The sequence below is a fragment of the Jannaschia sp. Os4 genome (assembly GCF_016820245.1).
Classification (GTDB): Bacteria; Pseudomonadota; Alphaproteobacteria; order Rhodobacterales; family Rhodobacteraceae; genus Jannaschia.
In genome coordinates this window covers 106,698-130,423 of the sequence record NZ_JAFCAR010000001.1, presented here as the reverse complement: position 1 = coordinate 130,423, position 23,726 = coordinate 106,698, and the positions used below count along the sequence as shown (strand labels likewise).

The window sequence follows — 23,726 nt, the reverse complement described above, 5'->3', positions numbered from 1 at the left end:
ATTCCGCCGGGGGACGGGTCGAGCGGAGCGCCTGCGCGGTACGCGAGCGCCAGCGAGCCGCGCATCGCCGGGCCGTCCCCCGGCCCGGCGATCCCGTTCCGACGGCGCTCCGCCGGGACGTCGTGCGGGGGTGAGGGAAAAAGCGCTTCGCGGAGGGGGAAGATCGCCGCGCCACGGCCCTGCGATGCGCTCGCGTCGTTCGTAGTACTCCCCGAAGGTCCCCGGGTCTTCGCCCGGGGATGACGAGGGCGCTCAGCCCCGCCGCAGCCGCGCCATGTAGAACCCGTCCATCCCGCCGCGCTCGGCCCACATCTCCGGCGTGGTGCGCAGGCCGGTCTCGACGGCGGCCTCGGGGGGCAGGCCGAGCGCCCCCGCGTCGAGCGGGTCGGCCGCCAGCCCCGGATGCCGCTTGAGCGCGGCGGCGACCTGAAGCTCCCCCTCGGCGGGCAGGAGCGAGCAGGTGCAGAACACCACCGGCGCGCCGGGCTTCGCGAGGTCGAGCGCGCGGTCGAGCAGGCGGTATTGCAGCTCGGTCAGGCGCTCCACCTCCTGCGGGCGGCGGATGAGCGGCAGGTCCGGGTGGCGGCGGATCGTGCCGGTGGCCGAGCAGGGCGCGTCGAGGAGGACGGCGTCGAAGGGCTCCGCTTCCCAGTCCAGCGCGTCGGCGACGACGACCTCGGCCTCAAGCCCGGTGCGGCGCAGGTTGTCGCGCAGGCGGCGGGATCGGCCCTCCGAGGCGTCCACGGCGGTGACGCGGGCGCCCGCGGCGGCCAGCTGCATCGTCTTGCCGCCCGGCGCGGCGCAGAGGTCCAGCACGCGCAGCCCCGCCACGTTGCCCAAGAGCCGCGCGGGCACGGCGGCGGCGGCGTCCTGGACCCACAAATTCCCTTCGTCCCAGCCGGGCAGGGCGGTGACCTGCCCGCCCTCCATCCGCAGCGAGCCGGTCGGCAGGCGCGTCGTGCCCTCGACCTCCAGCGCCGGGTCGCGCGGCGTCAGGTCGGTCGGTGCCGGGATCAGGTGCGCGGCCTCGATGGCCAGCAGGCGGTCCTGCCCGAACCCCTTGGCGATGCGCGCGCGCATCCAGCCGGGCAGGGCCGGCGGCGGCAGGGCGGCCCAGTCCTCGCCCCGGTCGGCCACCTTGCGCAGGATCGCGTTGACCAGCCCCGCGACGCCAGCCGTGGCGCGGCGCGACTTGGCGACGGCCACGAGGTCGCCCACCACGCCGTGCGGCGGGGCGCCCGCCTCCAGCATCTCGACGGTGCCCAGCCGCAGCATCGCCATCGCATCGGCCTTGGGCTTGCGGCCCAAGAGCGGCAGCAGCAGCGCATCGGCGCGGGAGAGGTGGCGCAGCGTGAGCGCGGCTAGGCGCAGCGCGCGGGCGGCGTCCGCGCCGGTCAGGCCGCTCTCCCCCTCCTCCAGCATGCGGCGGTCGCGGGTGACGGCGACGATCAGGCGCACGGCGGCGGCACGCGCGTTCGAGGCGGCGGGGGATGGAACGGACATGGGGCGGCCCGTATATCCGTTACGTGACCCCGTCGAGGAGGCGATGATGGCCGAAGCCGTCCCGGACCGCATGATGGTCGATCCCAGCGACCTGCCCCAGAGCGCGCAGGATCCCGGCTGCCCCACGGCGCCGCGCCTGGCCGCGCCGGTCGAGCCGCTGTCGCCCGAGGCGGAGGCCGCGCGCCGCGCCGCGCTGCCCGAGGTGGCGCGCCGCGCGCTGGAGGAGGCGGAGGCGCGCAAGGCCGCCGAGGCGGCCCGCGCGATGCCCGTGGAGCTGGGCGGGCGCGACGGGCCGGAGCCGGTCCGCTACGGCGACTGGGAGCTGAAGGGGCTGGCGATCGACTTCTGAGGGGCCGAGTTCCTTCGACGGAACTCGCAAATCCCTTCGGAGGGATTTGGCTACCGCAGCCCCAGCACGTCGATCATGTCGTAGTGCCCGGGCGCTTGGTCCTGCCCCCACCGTGCCGCCCGGAGCGCGCCGCGCGCGAAGACCGTCCGGTCGGACGCCTTGTGACCCACGACGACCCGCTCGCCGTCGCCCGCGAAGATCACCTCGTGGTCGCCCACCACGTCGCCGCCGCGGATCGCGTGGAAGCCGATCGCGCCCTTCGCGCGCGCTCCCGTGATCCCGTCGCGGCCCCGGTCGGCCACGTCCGCGAGCATGACGCCCCGCCCCTCCGCCGCCGCCTCGCCCAGCATCAGCGCCGTGCCCGAGGGGGCATCGACCTTGTGGCGGTGGTGCGCCTCGACGACCTCGACGTCGTACTCCTCGCCCAAGGCGCGGGCGACCTGCGCGACGAGCTGCGTCAGCAGGTTGACCCCGAGGCTCATGTTCCCGGCCCGCACCACGACGGCATGGCGCGCGGCGCGGTCGAGGGCCCCGATGTCCTCCGGGGCAAGCCCCGTGGTGCCGACGACGTGGGTGCAGCGCGCCTGCGCGCAGATCTCCGACAGCGCCACGGTTGCGGCGGGGGCGGTGAAGTCGATGACGGCCTGCGCGTCCTTCACCAGCTCGATGGGGTCGTCCGTCACCGGCACGCCCCACGTCCCCGCGCCCATCGCCTCGCCGAGGTCGCGGCCGATCCAGTCACCGCCCGGCGCGTCGGTGCCGCCGAGCAGCGTCAGGTCGTCCGCCTCGCGCACCAGCCGCGCCAGCACCTGCCCCATGCGGCCCGAGGCCCCCGCGATCACCACGTTCGTCATCGGCCATCCTCCACTCACGGCGTCCTTGGACCGGGGGCGCGGGGCGTGCAACGGTTGCGGCGGGGGGCGGGCGCGCCTAGGTGGCGGCGCTCGGGCACGGAAGGACGGCACATGGCCAAGCGCTTCGACACCGGCGGGGGACCGTCGCAGCGGCAGCTCCGCGTGGGCGAGCTGCTGCGCCGGACGCTGTCGGAGGTGCTAGCCCGCGGCGAGGTCCACGACCCCGAACTGAACGCGATGTCGATCACCGTGGGCGAGGTGACGGTGTCGCCCGACCTCAAGGTGGCGACGGCGTGGGTCATGCCCTTGGGCGGCGGCAAGCGGGACGAGGCCATCGCCGCGCTGGCCCGCAACCGGGGCGAACTGCGCCGCGCGGTGGGCCGCGAGATGACCACCAAGTACACGCCCGACCTGCGCTTCCGCATCGACGAGACCTTCGACCGGATGGACGACGCGCGGCGGCTCTTCGCCTCGGAGGAGGTGGCGCGGGACACGGCGGAGCCGGAGGAGTGATCCGCCTGCTCGCGCTCTTGGCCTTCTTGGGCGCCCCCGCGGCGGCCGAGGAGGCGTGCCGGGGCGTCGAGCATCGCGGCAAGCCCTTCACCGTCTGCAGCGCCGACCTGTCGGAGCATCGCATCGACCTGCACCTGCGCGACGCGGCGGGCGCGGTGCTGGGCGAGTTCGCCGCGCTGCCGGGGGACACGCTCTTCGCGATGAACGCGGGCATGTACCATCCCGACCGGCGGCCCGTGGGCCTCTATGTCGAGGACGGGGCCGAGGCGGCGCGCATCGTCACCTCGCACGGGCCGGGCAACTTCGGGATGCTGCCCAACGGGGTGTTCTGCATCGGCGACGACGCCGCGCGCGTGATCGAGAGCCGGGCCTACGCCGCCGATCCCCCCGCCTGCCGCGATGCCACGCAGTCGGGGCCGATGCTGCTGATCGACGGGGCGGTGCATCCGCGCTTCATCGCCGACAGCACCTTCACCAACCTGCGCAACGGGGTCGGCGTGTCGCCGGACGGGGGCCTCGCGCATTTCGCGATCTCGGACCGGCCGGTGACCTTCCACGAGATGGCGACGCTCTTCCGCGACGAACTGGGCGTCCGCGACGCGCTCTACTTCGACGGGCGGGTGTCGCGCCTCTTCGCGCCGGGGATCGGGCGGGACGATCCCGGACGACGCATGGGGCCGATCGTCGCCGTGAGCCCGCGCTGATCCGATGGGGCGGCGCAGGAAGGGACGCGACGTCCACGGCTGGCTCGTGATCGACAAGCCCGCGGGCATCGGCTCGACCCCGGTGGTGGGCCGCGCGCGGCGCAGCTTGGACGCGCGCAAGGCGGGGCACGCGGGCACGCTCGACCCCGACGCGACGGGCGTGCTGGCCGTGGCCTTCGGCGAGGCGACCAAGACGGTGCCCTTCGTGACCGACGCGCCCAAGGGCTACCGCTTCCGCGTGGCGTGGGGGGCGGAGACGCACACCGACGACGCGGCGGGCGAGGTGGTGGAGACCTCGGACGCGCGGCCGACGCGGGACGCGGTCGAGGCCGCGTTGCCCGCATTCCGGGGCGAGATCGCGCAGGTGCCGCCCTTCGTCTCGGCGGTGAAGGTGGACGGGGCGCGGGCCTACGACCTCGCCCGCGCGGGCGAGCGGCCCGAACTGGCGCCGCGCCCGCTGAGGGTGGACCGGCTGGACCTGACGGCGTTCGACGACGACGGGGCGGAGTTCGTCTTCGAGTGCGGCAAGGGCGGCTACGTCCGCTCCGTCGCGCGCGACCTCGGGCGGGCCTTGGGCTGCCTCGGGCACGTCGCATGGCTGCGGCGGGAATGGTCGGGGCCGTTCCGGGCGGAGGACGGCGTCGGCCTGGAGGCGCTGGAGGGGGACGTGTCGGACCGGCTGCTGCCCTTGGAGGCGGGGCTGGGTGGGCTGGCCGAGGTGAGGGTGGATGCGGTCGCCGCCGCGCGGCTCTCGCACGGGAACCCGGCGGAGGCGCTGACGGGCGCGTCGCCCGGAGAGACGGTGTGGGCGTCGCTCGACGGGCGGGCGGTGGCCGTGGGACGGTATCTCGGGGGGATGGTGCAGCCGACGAAGGTGTTCGTGCGGTAAGGGGCGCGATCGTGGCGCCCGCCGCGCCGCGCGATGGGGCCGACGCGCAAACGCCGCCCCGGTGGGGCGGCGTTTGTCGCTTGGTTGGCGGAAACCGTGGCGACCGTCGGGCAAGCAATCCCGAGGACCTGACTAATCAGGTGACAGCCAGGTAGCCGGACCACGATCCGACCAGAGCCAGCCATCGTTCGGTTGCTTAAGGCCACCGGATATTCTGCCCATGGATGACGAGAAGCACAGAAATCCGCCAAGCCCCGAACTAGGCGGGCGGGCCTCCGCCGACAAGGGAGGGAGGTGGCGGCTGGACGTCGATTCACCTTTCGTTCAGGTTCGGTGCCCATGAAGGACCTGATCACATCCGCCGAGCTGCCGCTCGACGCGCCGCTCCAGCCGGGCCAGCTGCTCGCGCGGGGCGTGATGCGGCATCTGCGCGACCACGACATGGCCTGCCTCGAGGAGTTCGTGCCCGAGCGCGGGCTGCGCGTGGACGTCATGGCGCTGGGGCCCAAGTCGGAACTGTGGGTGGTCGAGTGCAAGTCCGGCCGTGCCGACTTCGCGGGCGACCACAAGTGGCAGGGCTACCTCAGGCATTGCGACCGGTTCTTCTGGGCGGTCGACACCGACTTCCCGACCGAGTTGCTGCCCGCGGACACCGGCCTCATCATCGCGGACGCCTTCGGGGCCGAGGTCGTGCGGATGCCCGAGCCCTTGGGCCTGTCCCCGGCGCGGCGCCGCAAGCTCGTGCACAAGTTCGCGCGCAACGCGGCCACGCGGCTGCACTGGACCCGCGACCCGATGCTGGGATCGCGCTAGCCCCTCGCCTTGCGCGCCATCTCGACGGCGGCGAGGATCTCCTGCGCGATCTCCTCGGCCTCCTCCGGCTCGAAGTCCATCGGCAGCTCCACGCCGCCGCCCTCGACGTAGATGCGGACCATGCCCTGATCGGTCGGTCCGATCTGGAGGCCCGCCTCGGCGTCGCTCTCGTCGTTGATGCCCATGCGCGGTCCCTAGACGCGCCGCCCCCACCGGGCAAGATGGCGTGCATGGACGAGATCACCTTCCGGGACCTGCAGCCCGGCGACGCGGGCTGGGTCGCGCAGCGCCACGGCGCGCTCTACTGGGCCTACGAGGGCTACGACATCCGGTTCGAGGCGCTCGTGCTCCGCCTCCTGGCCGATTTCGTGGAGAGCCGGACCGAACACGAGCGGGCGTGGATCGCCGTCGATGCCGAGGGCGGGCGGCAGGGCTGCATCTTCACGACCCGCCCGGTGCCGGGGACGGCGAAGCTGCGGATGTTCCTCGTGGAGCCCGCGATGCGCGGCACCGGGCTCGCCCGCCGGATGCTGGACCTGCTGATCGACCATTGCCGCGCGACCGGGGCCGCCGAGGTGGTGCTCTGGACGCACGAGAGCCACCGCGCGGCGGGGCGCCTCTATGCGCGGCGGGGGTTCGAGCTGACCTCCGAGGCGCCCGTCGAGGCGTTCGGCCAGCCCACCGTCGAGCAGACGTGGCGGCTCGCCCTGTGACGGGGGCCGTGACGTCCGGCCCCCTTGCATGGGCCGGACCGCTTCGCTAATTCCACCCCGCGTGCCGCCTTAGCTCAGTTGGTTAGAGCGCCTGATTGTGGATCAGGAGGTCCCCCGTTCGAGCCGGGGAGGTGGTACCATCCCCCCCTTCCTCAGGCCCGGCGCCGCCGGAGTCGTCCGCCCCGCCGGCCCTTCCGCCGCGGCGCCGCGCCGAGCGCCTCGGCCAAGGCCTCCGGCGTCGCGTCGAGCGGCAGGAGGTGGCCGTTCGGATGGTCCCGCAGCGCGTCCGCCTGCGCCCCGAGGTCGAAGGCGTGGACCGGCAGGCCCGTCGCGAGCGCCTCGTGCGTCGTGTAGGAGAACGTCTCCGGCCAGATCGAGGGGATCAGCCACCGCTCGATCCCCGCATCCGCGGCGAGGTCGGCGATGTGGTCGCGGTCGTAGTCCCCGTGGACATGCAGGTGCGGATGGCTCCATCCCGAACTGATCCGCCCGATCACCACGAGGCGCAGCCGGTCCCCCGCCGTCTCGGCCAAGCGGTGCAGGACCGCGGCGCCCTTGGCCTGTCCGATCGCGCCGAGCACGCCCACCACCGGTAGCCCGTCGGCCCGTGCCGGGGGCGCGACGGTCGCGGGCACGACCGACGGGTCGTGGGGGCGCACGAGGATGCGGTCGGCGAGGTGCGGCCAGACCCGCGCGACGAGGTCGCGGGAGGAGGGTGCGAAGGTCACGATCTCGTCCGCCCGTCCGAGCACCCCGCGCCATTGCGCCCGCCACGCGGGCACGTCGACCGGGCGCGCGCCCTCGCCCGCGCCGCTGTCGACGAGCGTTGCGTGGCAGGCGTCGCAGGCCGCCCGCGCGGGCAGGCCGCAGAACGCCCCCTGCGCGGTCAGGAGGTTGTAGGAGGGGCAGAGCGGGTAGAAGTCGTGGAAGAGGACGCGCAGCCCGTCCTCCGGCGCGAGGGACGCGACGGCCCGCCGCAGCAGCGCGAGCGGCGCGCGCGCGCCCACGAGGCAGGAATAGGTCAGCTCCCGCCGGACGGGCAGGGCGAGGAACGCCTTCAGGTCGTCGAGCGGGACGTCCACCCGCGTCACCCGGGGCGGCACGTCGCCGCGCCGGGCGCGGTGCAGCTCGATCAGGGCGTGGTCGCTGCCGATTCCGTCGCGGACGACGATGGCGTGGCGCCCCGCGTCCCTGTCGCGGCCGAGCGTCTCGCGCAGCCACTGCTCGGCCCCGCCCTTGAGATGGTGGCCGAGGTAGATCGGCAGCGGGCCGGTCCCGTCCGCTCCGGTCTCCGCCGCCGCGGCGGCGAGGTCGAGGGCGAAGCGCGGGCCGATCAGCGGGTCGCGGGCGACGAAGGCCGCGACCTCGGCGTCGTAGCCCCGGTGGCGCTTGGAGACGATCCGGTTGTTGCGCGCGACGCGCTCGGCCTTCTCCGCCCCGAAGGATCCGCCGCCCCGGTGCCGGACGAAGACCGCGCCCGTCAGGAGGTGGCGCCCGCCGAGAGCCTCGACCTTGCGGCACCAGTCGACCTCCTCGCCGTAGCCGCGCCCGAACGCGGGGTCGAAGGCGGGGACGCGGTCCAGCCAGCGCGCGGCCATCGCCATGCAGAAGCCCACGCCGGTGGGCGCCTCGACCGTCGCGCGGAGCGGGTCGAGCCGCAGCGCCGCCGCCTCCATCGCCGCGAGGGCCGCGTCGTCGGGCTCGCTGCGGCGGCAGATGCGCGGGGCGGACGCGATCTCGCCGTCGGTGGTCAGCGGGGTGACGGTGGCGACCGTCGGGTCGTCGCGCATCGGCCGCATCAGCCGGTCCAGCCAGCCGGGCGAGACGAAGGCGTCCGTGTTCAGCAGGACCACGTCGCCCCGGGCGGCGGCGAGGCCCGCGTTGGCGGCGGCGACGAAGCCCCCGTTCTCGTCGAGGCGCAGGACGAAGGTCCCGGGACGGCGGGCCGCGAACGCGGCGAGGAGCGGCGCGATGCGCGGATCGGGCGAGGCGTCGTCCACGAGGATCACCCGGTGCCGCGGCTCCGTGTGCCGCTCCAGCCGCTCGAGGCAGGCCACGAGGTCGTCATGGGCGTCGTGGACCGGCACGACGATGTCGACCGGCTCGACGGGGGCGGGCACGGGCGGCGCGTCCCGGTCCGCGAACAGGCGGGCCGCCGCGCGCGGCACGCTCGGCGCGGGCGGCGCGGGGACGAGCAGCGCCTCCAGCCGCGCCGCCGCGACGGCGTCGCCGCGGACGAGGTAGCGCCACAGGTCGCGCCCGTGCCGGAACGGGATCGCGAGCGCGACCGTCGGGTAGAGCCGCGCCCACGCCTTCGTCCATTGCCACGGGGTGTCGAGCCGGACCCGCAGGGCCGCGCGGCTGTCGACGGCGACGTCGAGGAAGGTCACGCCGCGCAGGCGCGCCTCGAACCCGCGCGCGCCGCCGGGGATGCCGACCACGTCCTCGCGCGCGTCGCGGGGGGCGAGGGTGAGGGTCTGCTGCTCGGTCCGCAGCGTCACGCGCCGCCCGCCGGTCCAGCCCTTCACGAAGGTCTCGCCGCGCTCGACCCGCACGGCGTCGAGATGGCCAGGGTTGCCCGACCGCGCGAGGGACAGCCGCGGGCCGCGCACGCGGCGGGCGATCCTGCGGCGCACCGCCTCGAGGACGACGCGCCACGCCTCGGCGACGCGGCCCTGCGCCACGCCTCCGCCGACCCGGACCGGGCCGGGCGGGGCGACCGTGTCGGGGCGGTCGGTCACGGCGCGGCCTCCGGCGGCGGCGTTCCTTCGGCGATGGCGCGCCACACCGCGCGCTGCCGCTCCCCCGCCGCGTCGGCGCGCAGGTGGGTCCACGCCGCCTCGGCGGCCGCGCGGGCGGGGGCCGGATCCTGCAGGGCCGCCTCGATGGCGGCGGTCCAGGCTTCCGCGCCGCCCTCGACAGACAGGGCGCGCCCCGCGCGCCGGGCCGCGTCCCCGGGTGCCCACCCGGCCTGGCCGAGGACCGCCGCCCCGGCGACCGCGTGCTCGCCGAGCTTCGCGCCGGACCGGGACGCGTTGAACGGGCCGCCCGCGAGGTGGGGGACCAGACCGAGGTCGTAGCTGCGCCCGCGCAGCCGGTCCCAGTAGGCGGGCCACGGGGCCTCGGGGCGCAGATCGGCCCGGGCGTGGCCGCGCAGGGGCGCCATGCCCGATCCGGCGCCGGTCACCTCGACCCGGAGGTCCGGCCAGCGCGACAGCAGGTCCGCCAGCGCCGCCCCCAAGGGGGCCGCGTCGCGGGCGTGCGAGAGACCCATCGAGAGGGCCACCCGCCGGATCGGGCCGGTGCCGGGCCGGGCCATCGCGTCCGCGGGCCACGCGGGCGGGAGGACGGTGATCGGCGCCGTCGCGCCGACCGCGCGCAGCCGGTCGGCGAGGGCGGGCGAGGCCGCGAGGATGAGGTCCGCGCGCCGCGACCACCGCCGCCATGCGGGCCATGCCGTCCGCGCGAGATGCGCCCGGTAGGCCCATGGCAGCGCGCGATCGCCCAACCCTGCCGCGACGTCGTCGTCGATCAGCCAAGCCACCCGGCGGTGCGGGGGTGGGCGGCGCAGGCCCCGCGCGTGGCGCAGGATGACCAAGGTGTCCCCGGCGAGGGCGACCGTCGGCGCGACCATGCGCAGCACGCCGTCCGCCCTCAGAGGCTCGGCCGAGAACCCGAGGTAGAGGTCCGCCGTCGGGCTGGCCCCGGCGCGCGGGCCGCGCGGGGCGGACGGCATGGGCGGCCGGGGCGCGACTCGCGCGCCCGCCGATCCGCTCCGGTCCGCGACGGCCGTCTCGCCTTCCATCGACCCTCCCGCGCGGCGGCACGTTCCCGCCGGTCCCGCCCCGATCCCCCGACGGGGCCTATACCTCGGCGGCGGGGGCGTCCAATGGCCCGCGTTCCATCGGCGGACCCGTGCCCTCGGGTTGTCGCCGGTGCAGGCGGTGGATAACCACGATGCAGTCGATCCGAACGGCCCCGGACCGGCCGAGCGAGGTGGGAGCAATGGACGAAACGCGTCCCGACACGACCGGGTCCCGCATCGCGATCACCGGCTACGCCGCGACCCTGCCGGGCGCGGACGGCGCGGACGCGGCGTGGGACGTCCTCGCCGGCGGGCGCTGCACCGTGGGCGAGATCGGGCCCGAGCGGTGGAGCGCCGCCCGGTTCGCGGCGCCGGGCCTTCGCGCGCGCGGCCTCTCCTACGTGACGGCGGCCGGCGTCCTGGACGACCCCTTCGCCTTCGACACGTCCTATTTCGGCATCTCCCCCGCCGAGGCCGAGCAGATGGACCCGCAGCAGCGGCTCCTGCTGCAGAACGTGGCGCGGGCCTTCGACCACGCGGGCATCGAGCCGGGCCGGCTCGACGGCGAGCGGGCGGGGGTGTTCGTCGGGGGCTCCTCGGCGGACTACGCGCTGACGGCGCTGGGCGACATGACGATGGCCGGCCCGCAATACATGCTGGGCAACACGCTCTCGATCCTGTCAAACCGGATCGCGCATCTCTACGACCTCCACGGGCCGTCGCACACGGTGGACACGGCCTGCTCCTCCGGGCTGTTCGCGCTGGACCAGGCGCGGCGCGCGCTCGCCTCCGGGGAGATCGACCTCGCGGTGGTGGGCGCGTCGAACCTCCTGCTGTCGCCGCTGCCGTTCGTCGGCTTCTCGCAGGCCGGGATGCTGTCGCCCGACGGCCTGTGCCGCGCCTTCGCGGCGGGCGCGGACGGCTACGTCCGCGCGGAGGGCGTGGTCGTCTTCGTGCTGGAGCGGGCCGAGGCGGCCCGCGCGGCCGGGCGGCGGGCGCGGTCGGAGCTGGTGACGACGGCGGTCGGCTCGGCCGGGCGGACGGCGGGGATCGCGCTGCCCTCGGGCGCGCGGCAGCAGGCGCTGATGGAGCGCGCGATGGAGGGGGCGGGCTTCGACCCCGGCGACCTCGCCTTCGTGGAGGCCCACGGCACCGGCACCGCCGTGGGCGACCCGCGCGAGGCGGCGGCCATCGGCGGGGCCTACGGCGTGCGGCGGGACGCGCCGCTGCCCATCGGCTCGGCCAAGACGAACTTCGGGCACCTGGAGCCCGCGGCGGGGTTGGTGGGGCTCCTGAAGGCGCAGATGGCGCTGGAGCACGGCCTCCTGCCGCCGTCCCTCCACGCCGACGTCCTGAACCCCGAGATCGACTTCGACTCCCTCGGCCTCCGCGTCGCGCGCGAGGCGGTCCCCTTGGACAACGCGGAGCGGCCCGCGCTGGCCGCCGTGAACTCCTTCGGGTTCGGCGGCGCGAACGCCCATGCGGTGATCCGGGCCGCGCGGTGGCACCCCGAGCCGACGTCGCAGGCCCTGCCGACCGCCTTGATGCTCACGGCGGCGACGGCGGATTCCCTGAAGGCGCTCGCCCGCGGGTGGCGGACGCAGGACGGCCCGGCCTTGGGGGACCGGATCGCCACGGCCAACCATCGCCGCGCGCGGCTCCGGCACGCGCTGGTTCTGCCCGCCGGGGATGCCGCGACGCTGCACGACGCCTTGGACGCCTGGCTCGCCGACGCCCCCGGCAGCGGGCCGGACGCCGCCCGCGAGGGCGGGCTGCGCGATGCGCCGGTGGCCTTCGCCTTCTCGGGCAACGGCGCGCTCTGGGCCGGGGCGGGGCGGCACATGATGGCGACCGACCCGGTCTTCGCCGCCTCCCTGCGCGAGACCGCCGCCCTGTTCGCCGCCGAGGGGATCGACGGGCTCGAGGAGACGCTCGCAGATCCGGGGCTGGACGCCCGCCTGGGCGAGGGGGCGGTGGCGCAGCCGCTGACCTTCGCGCTCCATCTCGCGATCGTGGACGCGCTGGCCGCCGCGGGCGTGACGCCCCATGCGGTCCTGGGCCATTCGCTGGGCGAGGTCGCGGCGGCCGTCGTCGCGGGCCGCATCTCGCGCGCCGAGGGCGCGCGCATCGTCGCGGGCCGGGTCCGGGCGTTCGCGCCCTTGGAGGGGACCGGCGGGATGGCCGCCTTCGCCGCCGCGCCCGCGCGGATCGAGGCGCTGATCGCGGAGGCGGGCCTCGCCTGCGAGATCTCGGCGGTCAACGCGCCCGAGAGCGTGACCGTCTCGGGATCCGCCGACGACGTCGCCGCGCTCGCCAAGGCCGCGCGCAAGGCGCGCGTGGCCGGGCGCGTCCTGAAGATCGCCTTCCCCTACCATTCCTCCGCGCTCGACCCGTTGGAGGCCGACCTGCGCGCCGCCGTGGACGGCATCGCCGGGGACGGCGTCTCGGACGTGGCCTTCGTCTCGGGCTGGTCCGGCGCGGTCCACGACGGCCCGCTCGACGCGAGCTACTGGTGGCGCAACGCCCGCCGCGCCGTGGCCTTCCGCGACGGGGCGCGGGCCTTGGCCGACGCGGGCATGGGGGTGATCCTCGAGATCTCGCCCAAGACCGTCCTGCGCGCCTACCTCCGCGACAGCCTCGCGGGGCACGAGGCCGAGACCGTCGTGCTGGAGACGCTGGACGCGACCCGGGCCGAGCGCCGCGACGCCCCCGCCATCGCCCGCGCGGTGACCGCCGCCGGCGGGCGGGTGGACCGCGCGGCCGTCCTCGGGCCGGAGCGGCGGGCCATCGACGGGCTCCCCGCCTATCCGTTCGAGAGGACGCGTCACCGGCTGGCCCGCGCGGACGCGCTGGACCTGTTCGCCCGCCGCCCGCAGCACCCGCTGATGGGCGGACGGCCGCGTCCCGACGGGGACGAGTGGCGCGGCGCGATCACGCTCGCGCGCGACCCTTGGCTCGGGGACCACGTGGTCGGCGGGCGCGTCCTGCTGCCCGGGGCCGCGATGGTCGAGATGTTCGCCGCCGCCGCGCGCGAGGGGCTCGGCCTCGACGCCGTCGAGCTGCGCGACGTCGAGTTCCTGCGCCCGGTCGAGCTGCCCGAGGACGCGCCCCTTCCGCTGCGCGTCGTGCTGGACCGCGCCGCGCGGGCGCTGCGGCTGGAGACGGGCCCGGTCGGCGGCGGGCCGTGGTCCGTGGCCGCGGTCGCGCGCGCCTTCGCGGGCGAGGCGGTGGCGGAGACGGTGTCGCCCCCCGCGTCCGACGAGGCGGGCGCGACGCTCTACGACGCGCTCGGGCGGAGCGGGCTGCGCTATGGCCCCGCCTTCGCGCGGGTCGCGGATCTCCGGCGCGGACCGGGGGAGGTCCACGCCCGGATCCTCCCCCGCGACGCGGTCGACCCGGCGCTCCTGTTCGACCCGGCCGCCGCGGACGCGGCGCTGCATCCGGCCGGGGCGCTGGTGCGCGACGAGGGGTTCGACGCGGAGGTGCTGCGCGTCCCCGCGCGGATCGACCGGGTCCGGCTCGGACCGGGCGGGGCCATCGCCGGCTCGCGGGTGCGGCGCGCGGGCGGCTGGGCCGAGAGCGTGGCCGTCGACGTCGTCGCCCATGACGCGGAGGGGCGTGCCGTGCTGGAGATGGAGGGGCTGCGCCTGCGCATGCTGCCGGACATGGCGCGAGGCGCGGCGGTGAACCCCTACTGGGACGAGGTCCTGGTCCCGCTGGCAGGGACGGGCGCCTCGGGGCTGGCGGACGCGGTCGCGGCCGTCGCGCGTTCCGAGGGGGTCGAGCCGTCGGACGCGGACGTGCTGCGCGCGGCGCTCGGCGGGCGCCTCGCGTGGGAGCGGCGGGACGCCGACCCCGCCGCCGCCGCGTGGCTCGCGGAGGCGGGCCTCGCGGACGAGGCCGAGCCGTTCCCGTCCTTGGACGAGCTCGCCGCGATGGTGCCGGTCGAGGCGCCGGAGGCGGCGACCGAGCTGCGCGCCGCGCTGGAGGCGGGCGAGGGGGACGGATCCGCGCCGCTTCCCGATCTCGCGACGACCGCCGTGGCGGTCCTGCGGGCGTGGCCGGGCCGCGTGGGGCGCGCCGCCGTGGCGGGCGACGCGGGCGACGCCGTGATCGCCGCGCTGCGCGGGGTGGCCGACCACGTCACCGTGCTGGCCGAGGACGACGACGCCAGCGCCCGCCGCCGTGCCGCGCTGGACCCGTCCGTTCCCACCGCCTTCGCGACGACGTCCGAGGCCGAGGATGCCGAGGCGGGTTTCGACCTGATCGTCGGCCTGTCGCTCTCGACCGCGGCGGGCGGCGCGGCGGCGCAGGCCGCCTTGGCGCGCTTGCTCGTCCCCGGCGGCGGCATCGTCGCGTTCGAGGAGGCCGCCGACCTCTTTGCCCGGATGACCGGGCGCCATCGCCGCGCCGACGCGCTGGCGGCCTTGCGCCACGCGTGGGCGGGCGAGGGGCTGGACCCGTCCGAGACGCCCTCCGCCGGACGCGAGGCGGTGCGGATCGTCCATGCCCGCCGTACCGGCGGCGCCGTGGACCTCCCCGTCCCGCGCCTGACCGTCACCGGCGCGGGCCCGCTCGCCGACGCGCTCGCCGAGATGTCGGGCCGGGGCGCGCCGGTCGCGGCGCATGTCGTGGACCCGCAGGACGACGCGGCATGGTTCGCGATCCTGCGCGACCTGCCGCCGTCGCGGGGGCCGCTCTGGCTGGTCGCGCCGGTGGCCGACCGGTGGGAGGTCGGGGCCGCGTGGCGGCGCGTGGCCGCCAACGAGATGGAGCGCGACATCCGCCTCCTCGCCCACGGGCCGGAGGCCGACGCGGCGGAGGTCGCCACCCTCCTCGCCTCCGCCGAGCAGGAGGTCGTGTGCGGGGCCGACGGGTCGGCCGCGCCGCGCCTCGTGCCGCTGCCCGACCCGGCGACGGTGGCGCGCGGTCCCCGGCGGCTCGAGGCGGCGCGGCGGACGATGGCGCTCGACGGGCTGCGCTGGCGCGCGGTGACGGAGGCGGCGCCGGGGCCGGGCGAGGTGGAGGTCGCGGTCGAGGCCGCCGGGGTGAACTTCCGCGACACGATGTGGGCGCAGGGCCTTCTGCCGCCCGAGGCGCTGGAGCGGGGCTTCGCCGGGGCCTGCCTCGGGATGGAGATGGCGGGCACCGTGACGCGCGCCGGCGACGGTGCCGCCTTCGCGCCGGGCGACAGGGTGATGGGTTTCGCGTCCCATGCCTTCGCCACCCACGCGACCGTCGACGCGCGGGCCTTGCTGCCGCTGCCCGAGGGCATGTCCTTCGAGGCGGGGGCGGCCCTGCCGGTGGCGTTGCTGACGGCGCGCTACGCGCTGGAGGAGGCGGGGCGCCTGCGTCCGGGAGAGACCGTGCTGATCCACGGCGCGGCCGGCGGGGTGGGCCTCGCGGCCGTCCAGGTGGCGAAGGCGATGGGCGCGCGCGTGCTCGCGACCGCCGGCTCCCCCGCCCGCCGCCGCCTCGCCCGCGCGATGGGCGCGGACCTGGCGTTCGACAGCCGCTCGCCCGGCTTCGAGCGCGAGGTGCGCGCGGCGACGGACGGGCGCGGCGCGGACGTCGTGGTCAACAGCCTCGCCGGCGAGGCGCTGGAGCGGGGCCTCGGCTGCACCGCGCCGTTCGGGCGGTTCGTGGAGCTGGGCAAGCGCGACCTCTACGAGAACGGGGCGATCACGCTGCGCGCGCTGCGCGAGAACGTGTCGCTGCACGTCGTGGACGTGGACCAGCTCCTGTCCCACCGGGCCGACTCCCTGCGTCCGATGATGGAGGCGTTGCGGACCGACCTCGCCGCCGAGGACCGGCCCGGCCTGCCGGTGACGGTGCTGGAGGCGGGCGACGCCGCCGAGGCGCTGCGGCGCATGTCGCGGGCCTCGCACATGGGCAAGCTCGTGCTGCGCGCGCCCGTGGCGGGCGCGGCCGCGACGCGGGAAGCGGCGCCCATCCGGGGCGGATGGGTCGTCGTCGGCGGCCCCGGGGGCTTCGGGCTGGAGACCGCGCTCTGGCTGCACGCGCAGGGCGCCGAGCGGCTGTGGCTGGTCTCGCGCTCGGGCCGCATGGGCGCCGCCGATCGCGCGCGGGCCGAGGCGGCGGGCCTGCCCTTCGAGGTGCTGCGCGCGGACGTCACGGATGCGGCCGCGCTCGCGGCGGCGCTGGACGCGGCGCGGGCCGCCGGGCCGATCCGGGGCGTCGTCCATGCGGCGACCGTCTACGACAACGCCGATCTGGACGAGATGACGGAGGCGCGCGTCGCCGCCGCCCTCGCGCCCAAGACGCTCGGCGCCGCGAACCTCGACCGGCTGACGGCGGACGATCCGCTCGACCACTTCTGGATGTACGCCTCCGTGGCCTCGCGCTTCGGCTCGACGGCGCAGGGGCCGTATTGCGCGGCGAACATGGCCCTCGAGGCGCTGGCCCGCCGCCGCCACGCCGCCGGACGGCCCGCGCTCGCGGTGGCGTGGGGGCCGATCGAAGACGCGGGGATCCTCGACCGCTCGGAGGCGCTCCGCACGGCGCTGGCCCGCCGGATGCACCCGATGCCCGCCGCCACCGCGCTGCGCCGCCTGCGCGAATGGCTGGACGGCGGCGACCCGCGCCCGACCGTGACGCTCGCCCCCGTCGAGTGGAGCCGCGTCGCGGTGCAGGCCGTGGTGATGTCCGGCCCGCTCTTCGACCTCGTCGACGCACGGCGGCCCAAGTCCGAGGGCGGACGGCTGCACCTGCCGACCCTCCTCGCCGAGAAGGGGGCCGAGGGCGCGCGCGCCGCGCTGCTGGAGGCCGTCGTCGAGGAGGCGGCCCGTGTGCTGCGCCTCGCCCCCGCCGACGTCGATCCGCGGCAGCCGCTGATGCAGATGGGTTTCGACAGCCTGCTCGCGATGAACCTGCGCCTCGGGGTCGAGGAGCGGATCGGGCAGGCGATGCAGACGATGGCCGTGGACGAGGCGCTCACCTTGGCGAAGATGGCCGCCTCCCTGCTCGACGGCGCGGCGGAGGCGCCGGACGGCGACGACGCCTTGGCCGAGATGGAGCGCCGCCACCTCGCGGACGAGGACGCGCTGGGCGCCGAGTCCCGCGCCCGGCTGCGGCGGATCGCGGCCCCCGACGCGCCCGGCGAGAGGGCGGAGGTCGAGCGCCATCCCCCGCAGGCCCCGGCGGCCTCCTGATGGGGGGCCGGATGAAGGACCTGCGGGCGCTCCACGGGCGCGTCGCGGCGACCCCCGCCCCCGAGGCGTCGATCCCCTCCGCGCCGCCGGAGGCCGCGCCGCGGGCCAAGGTCCGCTCGCGCGGGGCCGACGTCGGTAGCCATCCGCTCTTCCGGCAGGTCTCCGTGGGACGGGCGATGGGGCAGGTGACCGGGCTGGCCAGCCCGTTCTTCCGCACCGTCTCGGCCGTCGACGGCATCCGCGCCGAGGTGGAGGGGCGCTGGGTCGATCACTTCGCCTCCTACGACTACCTCTCGATGAACGGCGACCCGCGCCTCCATGACGCGGCCACGGCGGCGATGGCGACCTACGGCGTGTCCGCGCGCGCGGCGCGGCCCGCGGGCGGCAACCTCGCGCTGCACGAGGATCTCGACGCCGCGCTCGCCGCCTTCGTGGGCCACGAGGCGGCGCTCGTTACCGTGTCGGGCCACGCGACCAACGTCGCGATCATCCGCACCCTGATGGGGCCGGAGGACGTGGTGCTGGCCGACGCGCTGTCCCACAACTCGGTCTTCGAGGGCATCCGCGCCTCGGGGGCGACCCACGTCTCCGTGCCGCATGACGACGCGGACTGGCTCGACGACTGGCTGACGGCGAACCGGCACAAGTACGGGCGCGCGCTGATCTGCGTCGAGGGGCTCTACTCGATGGACGGCGACTGCGCCGACCTGCCCGCCTTCGTCGAGGTGAAGGAGCGGCACGACGCATGGCTGACCTTGGACGAGGCGCATTCCTTCGGGGTGCTCGGCGCGACGGGCCGGGGCCTGTGCGAGGCGACGGGCGTGGACCCGCGCCGGGTCGACGTCATCATGGGGACGCTCAGCAAGACGCTCTGCTCGTGCGGGGGCGTGATCGCGGGGTCGCGCGACCTGATCGACCTGATGCGCTACAACGCCCCGGGCTTCCTCTACTCGGTCGGGATGCCGGTCCCCTCGGCCGCCGCCACCCTCGCGGCGCTCCGGATCATGGCGGCCGAGCCGGAGCGCGTCGCCCGCCTTGCCTCGCGCGGGGCGACGATGCTGCGCCTGATGACGGAGCGGGGGCTGGAGACCGGACCCTGCGCGGGCCACGCGGTGACGCCGGTGATCATCGGCGACTCGCTGCGCACGGCGTGGGTGTCGAACGGGCTCCTGGAGGACGGGGTGAACGTGCCCTGCATGGTCGCGCCCGCGTTGCCGGACCGCTCCGCGCGGCTGCGGTTCTTCCTGAACGCCGACCACACCGACGACGTGCTCGAGCGGGCCGCCGACCTGACGGCGGCCCGGGTCAGGGCCTCGCGGGAGGTTCGTCTCTGACCTCGTCCGCGTCCGGCGCGATGCGGGCGGCATGACCCGCCACCGCGCGATCCGCCCAAGGCCCCGGCAGCGCCTCGCCCAGCCGTGCGAGCCACCACAGGCGCCGCGGCGCGGCGACGACCCGCGCCCCCCGCGCGAGGCCGTCCGCGAAGCGCCGCGCCGCCGCCTCGGGCGCGAGCAGGAGGGGCGTCGGCCCCGCGTGGCGATCGGTCATCGGCGTGTCCACGAAGCCCGGCACCAGCAGCGTGACCCCCACGCCCGTCCCGGCCACCGCGCGCCGGAGCCCCTTCGCGTAGGCATGGAGGCCCGCCTTGCTCGCCGCGTAGGAGAGCAGGTCCCCCACGGGCGCGACCGCCGCCATCGAGCCGGTCAGCGCGATCCGGCCCCGCCCGCGCGCCTGCATCGCGGGCAGCACGGCGCCGACGGTGGCGAAGGCGGCGCCGAGGTTGACGTCGAGCACCCGCGCCGTCTGCGCCGCCGGCTCAACGCCGCGCGCGTTGCCCGTCTTGACGCCCGCGTTCGCCACCAGCAGGTCGACCGGATGGCGGCGATCGAACTCCTGCAGCGTCTCGGCCAGCGCCGCCCGGTCCGAGAGGGGCAGGGCCGCGGTCTCGACCGCGCCGCCCCGTGCCCGGACTCGCGCGGCCGCCGCCGCGAGCCGGTCCGCGTCGCGCCCCATCAGCAGCAGCGTCCGACCCGGCGCCGCCACCGCCTCGGCCAGCGCCGCGCCGATCCCGCCGGACGCGCCCGTGATCGCGATCCCGCGCCAGTCCGGTCCCTTCGATGACATCGCGTCCTCCCTCCGCGGGGATGCCCCGCACGGTGCTCCTGCTGCAAGGCCCGCCCGGCCCGTTCTGGCGCGACCTCGGCCGCGCCTTCGAGACGGCTGGGCACCGGGTGGTCAAGGTGAACTTCGGCTTGGGCGACCGCCTCTTCTGGGGCGCGCGGGCGGCGATCTCCTACCGGGGCAGGCTGGAGGACTGGCCCGCATGGCTGGCCGACCTGATCGCGCGCGAGGGGGTCACGGACGTGATCTACTACGCCGACCGGGTTCCGCAGCATGCTCGCGCCCTGGACGTCGCGCGCAAGGCGCGCGCGCGCGCGTGGGCGGTCGAGTTCGGCTACCTGCGCCCGGACTGGATCACCTTGGAGCCCGAGGGAATGGGCGCGGTGTCGCGCTTCCCCTCGGATCCGGCGGCGCTGGCGGCCCTCGCCGAAGACCGGCCCCTGCCTGACATGGAGGTGCGCCACGGCCATCGCTGGTTCCGCGACGAGGCGATGGCCGACGTGGGCTTCCACCTCGCTCAGTCCGCGTCGTGGCCGTGGTGGCCGCACTGGCGGCACGACTGGCCGCTCTGGCCCCCGTTCTTCTATCTCGCATGGGTGGCGCAGTTGCTGCGGATGCCGGTCCAGGCGCGGGCGGCGGAGCGCGAGATCGCGGCGCTGCACCGCTCCGGCGCGCCGTTCGACCTCGTCCCGCTGCAGATCGCCGAGGACTACCAGATCCGCGAGTCCTCGCGCTACGACGACCTCGCGGACTTCGTCGACGAGGTGCTCGCCTCCTTCGCCGCGCATGCCCCGGCGGGGCGGCGGCTGCTCTTCAAGACGCATCCGCTGGACGTGGGCCTGCGCCGCTGGAGCGCGGTGGTGCCGCGCATGGCCGCGCGCCACGGGATCGCGGACCGGGTCCACGCGGTGCGGGGCGGCGACCTCGGCGACCTGCTGCGGGCCGCGCGCGGCGTGGTCACCGTGAACTCGACCGTGGGGCTGACGGCGCTGCGGGCGGGGTGCCCGACGGTGGCGATGGGAACGGCCGTCTACGACGCGCCGGGCGTGACGTGGCAGGGTGGGCTGGACCGCTTCTGGACCGAGGCCGGGCCGCCCGATCCCGATGCGACGGACCGCCTCCTGCGGGCGCTGGCCCGGATCCAGGTGAAGGGATCGTTCTACGAGCCGAACGGACGCCGCCTCGCGGCGGCGGAGATCGTCCGCCGGGTGGAGGACGGGACGATCCACGACCTGCTGAGTGATCGCCCCCGCGCGGGGGTGAAGGGGGCGGGGAACGAGGGCGTCAGCCCGCCAGCTCCAGGAGCCGCTCCACCTGCTGGGCCGCCGTCGGCGGAGGGGTGATGCCCGCGCGCAGCCGGTCCCACCCCGCAGCGGCGTCGGGCGCGGCGAGGCGGCGCAGCGCGGCGGACCACGCGGACCGGCTGCCCATCGGCACGTGGACCCCGTCGACCTCGTCCGCGACCTTCTCGGCCATGCCCCCGATGTCCGAGCAGACCACGGGCCGCCCGTGGCCGAACGCCTCCTGGATCACCATCGGCGAGTTCTCCCACCAGACCGAGGGCACCACGACCCAGTCCACCGTCGCCAGCCGCTCGGCCATCTGGTCGGGCTCGTAGGCCCCGCGCCACTGGACGCTTCCCTGCGCCTCCAAGGGGCGGAGCAGGTCGTCGATCCGCTCCCGCAGCCCGTCCGGCTGATGGCGCATCTCGGCGGCGTTGACCTCCAAGGTGATCCCGCCCCGCGCCTCGGGCGGGACGGCGGCCAGCGCGCGCAGCACCGTCTCGATCCCCTTGTAGGGCGTGATCTGCCCGAAATAGCCAAACCGCCCGCGCCCCTCGCCGGGGCCGAGCGGGCGCGGGGGCAGGGGAGCCATCGGCGGCTGGCCGTTCTCCAGCGTGACGATCCGGTCCGGCGCGAGGCCCCAGTCGACGTAGCGCCCGCGCAGGAACTCCGAGGGCGCGACGAACAGGTCGACGTCGTCGAAGTAGCGCAGGATGCGGTGGCGGCGGAGCCAGAAGTCCTCGGGGCTGCGCGCGGGGAAGCAGCGGTGGCACGCCTCCAGCCCCGAGCGGCGGCACAGGTCCATGGACCCCGTCTTGATCATCTGGCCTTGGTTCTCGCAGATCGCGATGTACTCGTGCAGCGTCAGGAGGATGCGGGCGCCCGGCGCGGCCCGGCGCAGGACGCGGATCATCTCCAGCCCGACGTGGATGTAGTGGTGCAGGTGGATGATCGTGGGCCGCAGCGCGCGCGCGAGGTCGGCGAGACCGTCCAGCATCGCCTCCGGGTTCGCGGACTGCAGCCGGAACCAGTCGTCGATCGCCTGCTCGTAGAGGTACTCGTCGGGGCGCAGCGGGATCAGCCTGCCGGTCGCGCCGCGCCCGTTGTCGTGGCGCCCGACGAAGACCGAGCGCTCCACCTCCGGATGGGCGCGGTAGGCTCCGGCCAGCGCATGGGCGGCCGTCTCGGCGCCGCCGCGGCTGAACTCAGGGGAGCCGTGGGCGAAGGTCAGGACGCGGTGGCTCACCGGCCGGCCTCCGCCAGCCGGGCGAGCGTCCCGCCCCAGCGCGCCTCGTGGCGCACCGCGTTGAGGATCGTCGTGCGCATCCGCATCCCGTCCGCCTCGCCCCGTCCGACGGACTGGCGCTCGAGGTGGACGAGGGTCGCGCGCGGCTCCACGAGGATGCGCTGGCCGCGATCGCGGAGCGACAGGCACAGGTCGCTGTCCTCGAAGTCCCCGATCAGGTAGCCCGTGTCCCAGCCGCCGGCCGCGTCGTGGTCGCTGCGGCGCAGCAGGAGGCAGGCCCCCGTCGCCGCGACCACCTCCACCGGCCCGGACATCGGGACGTCGGCGGGGGTGACGCCCAGCATCGGATGCCGGTTGACCCAGATGCCCAGCCGCGCGTCGTGCGCGAAGGTCATGCCGACGTGCTGCAGCCCGCCTGACGCGAACAGCAGCCGCGCGCCCACCGCGCCGGCGCCCGGGCTGCCCTCCAAGGTCTCGACCATCCGCTCCAGCCATCCCGCCGCCCGCGGCACCACGTCGGAGTTGAGGAACAGCAGGCGCGGCCCCCGCGCGGCCGCGACGCCGATGCGGTTGGCGACGGCGTAGCCCCCGTTCGTCCCGGTCCAGACCATCGTCGCGGGCATGTCCCACAGCATCGCCGCGCGGCGCATCCGGGTCCGCGCGCCCTCGATCAGGCGGGGGTCGTCGACGACGTAGACCAGCTCGGCCCGCGCGCGCAGCCACGGGTCGCGCGAGAACTCGATCATCTGGTGCTCGACGAAGTCGTCCCGTCCGTGGAGCGGCACGATCAGCGACGCCTCCGGCTCGGGGGGCGGGTGGCCCACAGTCTCGCGGTGGACGGTCGCCGCGAGCGCGCGGGCGGCATGGGCATCGACGAGCGGCTGGAGCACGGGCAGGTCGATCCGCTCGGCGCGCGCGCGGAACGCCGCCTCCCGTCCGGGCAGGGCGAAGAGCGTGCGCGCGGCGGCCACCGCGTCGGCCGACAGCGCGTCCGTCGGGCCGGAGCGGGCGAGGGTGCGGCTGCGCCCCTCGGAGACGGCGACGATCCGCACCGTCCGGCCCCGCCGTCCCGGCGGCAGGTAGGCGAGGAGGCCCGGCTCGATCCCCGGCGAGAGCCCGAACCCCTCCAGCACGTCGGCGCGGGGGTGGTGGACGATCTGCTCGGCCTCGGCGGTCGCGCCGTCCGATGCCTCGACCCGGAGCCGCGTGCCCGGCGTCGCCAAGGCCCAGCCCGCGACCACGGTCGCGCCGTCGGCGGGGCTGGTCAGCACGTGGTCGATGCTGGCGCGGTCCCGATCGGGCAGGGACTCGGTGTCGCCCGCCCCGCGGGCCGCCTCGGCCAAGGCTTTGGGCGCGAAGCCCATCCGCGTGAGGTGCTCGGCCAAGGCGCCCGGCAGGGCGGTGGTCCGCGGCGGATGCACGGTCGCCGCCACCCCCTCGACCACGGCGTCCAGCCGCTCCGGCATCGGCGCGCGGGGGCCGAGGGCGACGAGCGCGGGCCGCTCGACGACGGCGATCCCCTGCTCGGCGGCATGGGCGCGCACGTCTTCGCGACCCATGCGGAGCGCCACGTCGAACGGGGTCCCGTCCGGCATGGCGAGCGCGACCTCCCCGGCGGTGGACCATCCGGCGAGGACGAGCCGTCCGTCGACCCGGTGCGCGGTCTCGATGTGGATCAGGTGCGCGCCCGCCCGGGCCGGGCCGTCCGCGCGGGCGCGCATGGCCCGGGTCAGGCCCCGCTGGAGGAGGCGGCGCAGCACC

Annotated in this window: 17 protein-coding genes and 1 tRNA gene; 10 read left to right on the top strand and 8 right to left on the bottom strand. The window is 76.3% G+C overall.

The window, feature by feature from the left end; translation table 11 throughout:
* Nucleotides 1-252: 252 nt before the first annotated feature.
* Complete coding sequence (locus JQC91_RS00655) at nt 253-1,503, bottom strand: RsmB/NOP family class I SAM-dependent RNA methyltransferase (protein WP_203284847.1); 1,251 nt, start codon at nt 1,501-1,503, stop codon at nt 253-255.
* A gap of 157 nt (nt 1,504-1,660) precedes the next feature.
* Here JQC91_RS00655 and JQC91_RS00650 point away from each other — a divergent pair, with 157 nt between their 5' ends.
* Nucleotides 1,661-1,852, top strand: coding sequence for a DUF1674 domain-containing protein (locus JQC91_RS00650; RefSeq protein WP_238941271.1), 192 nt, complete (start codon nt 1,661-1,663; stop codon nt 1,850-1,852).
* Between the two features lie 50 nt (nt 1,853-1,902).
* Here the strand turns inward: JQC91_RS00650 and dapB are convergent, their stop codons facing one another.
* On the bottom strand, nt 1,903-2,706 hold the full coding sequence (gene dapB, locus JQC91_RS00645) for a 4-hydroxy-tetrahydrodipicolinate reductase (protein WP_203284846.1): 804 nt from the start codon (nt 2,704-2,706) through the stop codon (nt 1,903-1,905).
* 111 nt (nt 2,707-2,817) lie between these two features.
* On the opposite strand from dapB, the gene rbfA reads away from it, so the two are divergent.
* The 4 genes from rbfA to JQC91_RS00625 all read left to right on the top strand — a co-directional run bounded on the left by rbfA (nt 2,818) and on the right by JQC91_RS00625 (nt 5,625).
* A complete protein-coding gene (gene rbfA, locus JQC91_RS00640) occupies nt 2,818-3,219 on the top strand; it encodes a 30S ribosome-binding factor RbfA (protein ID WP_203284845.1) in 402 nt (133 codons plus the stop codon).
* Nucleotides 3,216-3,923: a phosphodiester glycosidase family protein gene (locus tag JQC91_RS00635; RefSeq protein ID WP_203284844.1), complete on the top strand. Its 708-nt coding sequence runs from the start codon at nt 3,216-3,218 to the stop codon at nt 3,921-3,923. Before rbfA ends, JQC91_RS00635 begins: the two co-directional genes overlap by 4 nt.
* 4 nt (nt 3,924-3,927) lie before the next feature.
* The gene (truB, locus tag JQC91_RS00630; protein WP_203284843.1) at nt 3,928-4,812 is read left to right on the top strand and encodes a tRNA pseudouridine(55) synthase TruB; all 885 of its coding nucleotides are present in this window, start codon (nt 3,928-3,930) and stop codon (nt 4,810-4,812) included.
* Nucleotides 4,813-5,151: 339 nt separating this feature from the next.
* Nucleotides 5,152-5,625: an MmcB family DNA repair protein gene (locus JQC91_RS00625; RefSeq protein WP_203284842.1), complete on the top strand. Its 474-nt coding sequence runs from the start codon at nt 5,152-5,154 to the stop codon at nt 5,623-5,625.
* Here the strand turns inward: JQC91_RS00625 and JQC91_RS00620 are convergent.
* Nucleotides 5,622-5,810, bottom strand: coding sequence for a DUF6324 family protein (locus JQC91_RS00620; protein ID WP_203284841.1), 189 nt, complete (start codon nt 5,808-5,810; stop codon nt 5,622-5,624). The genes JQC91_RS00625 and JQC91_RS00620 overlap by 4 nt on opposite strands.
* A 45-nt stretch (nt 5,811-5,855) precedes the next feature.
* Between JQC91_RS00620 and JQC91_RS00615 the strand changes: the two genes are divergently transcribed.
* Both JQC91_RS00615 and JQC91_RS00610 read left to right on the top strand, forming a co-directional pair.
* Nucleotides 5,856-6,338 (top strand): GNAT family N-acetyltransferase, encoded by a 483-nt coding sequence (locus JQC91_RS00615; protein ID WP_203284840.1) that lies wholly within the window; start codon nt 5,856-5,858, stop codon nt 6,336-6,338.
* A 63-nt stretch (nt 6,339-6,401) separates the two neighbouring features.
* Nucleotides 6,402-6,478 (top strand) — tRNA-His (locus JQC91_RS00610).
* Nucleotides 6,479-6,490: 12 nt separating this feature from the next.
* Here JQC91_RS00610 and JQC91_RS00605 read toward each other — a convergent pair.
* Nucleotides 6,491-9,079 carry a glycosyltransferase gene (locus JQC91_RS00605; RefSeq protein WP_203284839.1) on the bottom strand — a complete coding sequence of 863 codons (2,589 nt, stop codon included), beginning with the start codon at nt 9,077-9,079 and terminating at the stop codon, nt 6,491-6,493.
* A complete protein-coding gene (locus JQC91_RS00600; protein WP_203284838.1) occupies nt 9,076-10,074 on the bottom strand; it encodes a hypothetical protein in 999 nt (332 codons plus the stop codon). Before JQC91_RS00600 ends, JQC91_RS00605 begins: the two co-directional genes overlap by 4 nt.
* A 269-nt stretch (nt 10,075-10,343) precedes the next feature.
* Here JQC91_RS00600 and JQC91_RS00595 point away from each other — a divergent pair, with 269 nt between their 5' ends.
* Entirely contained in the window at nt 10,344-17,315 is a 6,972-nt protein-coding gene (locus JQC91_RS00595; protein ID WP_203284837.1) for a type I polyketide synthase, read from the top strand.
* Between the two features lie 11 nt (nt 17,316-17,326).
* On the top strand, nt 17,327-18,649 hold the full coding sequence (locus JQC91_RS00590) for an aminotransferase class I/II-fold pyridoxal phosphate-dependent enzyme (RefSeq protein WP_203284836.1): 1,323 nt from the start codon (nt 17,327-17,329) through the stop codon (nt 18,647-18,649).
* On the opposite strand, the gene JQC91_RS00585 is transcribed toward JQC91_RS00590, so the two are convergent.
* Nucleotides 18,621-19,439 (bottom strand): SDR family NAD(P)-dependent oxidoreductase, encoded by an 819-nt coding sequence (locus tag JQC91_RS00585; RefSeq protein ID WP_203284835.1) that lies wholly within the window; start codon nt 19,437-19,439, stop codon nt 18,621-18,623. The genes JQC91_RS00590 and JQC91_RS00585 overlap by 29 nt on opposite strands.
* 20 nt (nt 19,440-19,459) lie before the next feature.
* Here JQC91_RS00585 and JQC91_RS00580 point away from each other — a divergent pair, with 20 nt between their 5' ends.
* A complete protein-coding gene (locus JQC91_RS00580) occupies nt 19,460-20,779 on the top strand; it encodes a capsular biosynthesis protein (RefSeq protein WP_203284834.1) in 1,320 nt (439 codons plus the stop codon).
* Here JQC91_RS00580 and JQC91_RS18180 read toward each other — a convergent pair.
* Both JQC91_RS18180 and JQC91_RS00570 read right to left on the bottom strand, forming a co-directional pair.
* Entirely contained in the window at nt 20,721-21,965 is a 1,245-nt protein-coding gene (locus JQC91_RS18180; protein ID WP_203284833.1) for a glycosyltransferase, read from the bottom strand. The genes JQC91_RS00580 and JQC91_RS18180 overlap by 59 nt on opposite strands.
* Nucleotides 21,962-23,725 carry a glycosyltransferase gene (locus JQC91_RS00570; protein WP_203284832.1) on the bottom strand — a complete coding sequence of 588 codons (1,764 nt, stop codon included), beginning with the start codon at nt 23,723-23,725 and terminating at the stop codon, nt 21,962-21,964. Before JQC91_RS00570 ends, JQC91_RS18180 begins: the two co-directional genes overlap by 4 nt.
* Nucleotide 23,726: the final 1 nt, after the last annotated feature.

Coding starts and splice junctions, on each gene's coding strand:
- JQC91_RS00655 (WP_203284847.1), bottom strand. CDS start 1,503: ATGTCCGTTCCATCCCCCGCCGCCTCGAACGCGCGTGCCGCCGCCGTG.
- dapB (WP_203284846.1), bottom strand. CDS start 2,706: ATGACGAACGTGGTGATCGCGGGGGCCTCGGGCCGCATGGGGCAGGTG.
- rbfA (WP_203284845.1), top strand. CDS start 2,818: ATGGCCAAGCGCTTCGACACCGGCGGGGGACCGTCGCAGCGGCAGCTC.
- truB (WP_203284843.1), top strand. CDS start 3,928: ATGGGGCGGCGCAGGAAGGGACGCGACGTCCACGGCTGGCTCGTGATC.
- JQC91_RS00625 (WP_203284842.1), top strand. CDS start 5,152: ATGAAGGACCTGATCACATCCGCCGAGCTGCCGCTCGACGCGCCGCTC.
- JQC91_RS00620 (WP_203284841.1), bottom strand. CDS start 5,810: ATGGGCATCAACGACGAGAGCGACGCCGAGGCGGGCCTCCAGATCGGA.
- JQC91_RS00615 (WP_203284840.1), top strand. CDS start 5,856: ATGGACGAGATCACCTTCCGGGACCTGCAGCCCGGCGACGCGGGCTGG.
- JQC91_RS00600 (WP_203284838.1), bottom strand. CDS start 10,074: ATGCCGTCCGCCCCGCGCGGCCCGCGCGCCGGGGCCAGCCCGACGGCG.
- JQC91_RS00595 (WP_203284837.1), top strand. CDS start 10,344: ATGGACGAAACGCGTCCCGACACGACCGGGTCCCGCATCGCGATCACC.
- JQC91_RS00590 (WP_203284836.1), top strand. CDS start 17,327: ATGAAGGACCTGCGGGCGCTCCACGGGCGCGTCGCGGCGACCCCCGCC.
- JQC91_RS00585 (WP_203284835.1), bottom strand. CDS start 19,439: ATGTCATCGAAGGGACCGGACTGGCGCGGGATCGCGATCACGGGCGCG.
- JQC91_RS00580 (WP_203284834.1), top strand. CDS start 19,460: ATGCCCCGCACGGTGCTCCTGCTGCAAGGCCCGCCCGGCCCGTTCTGG.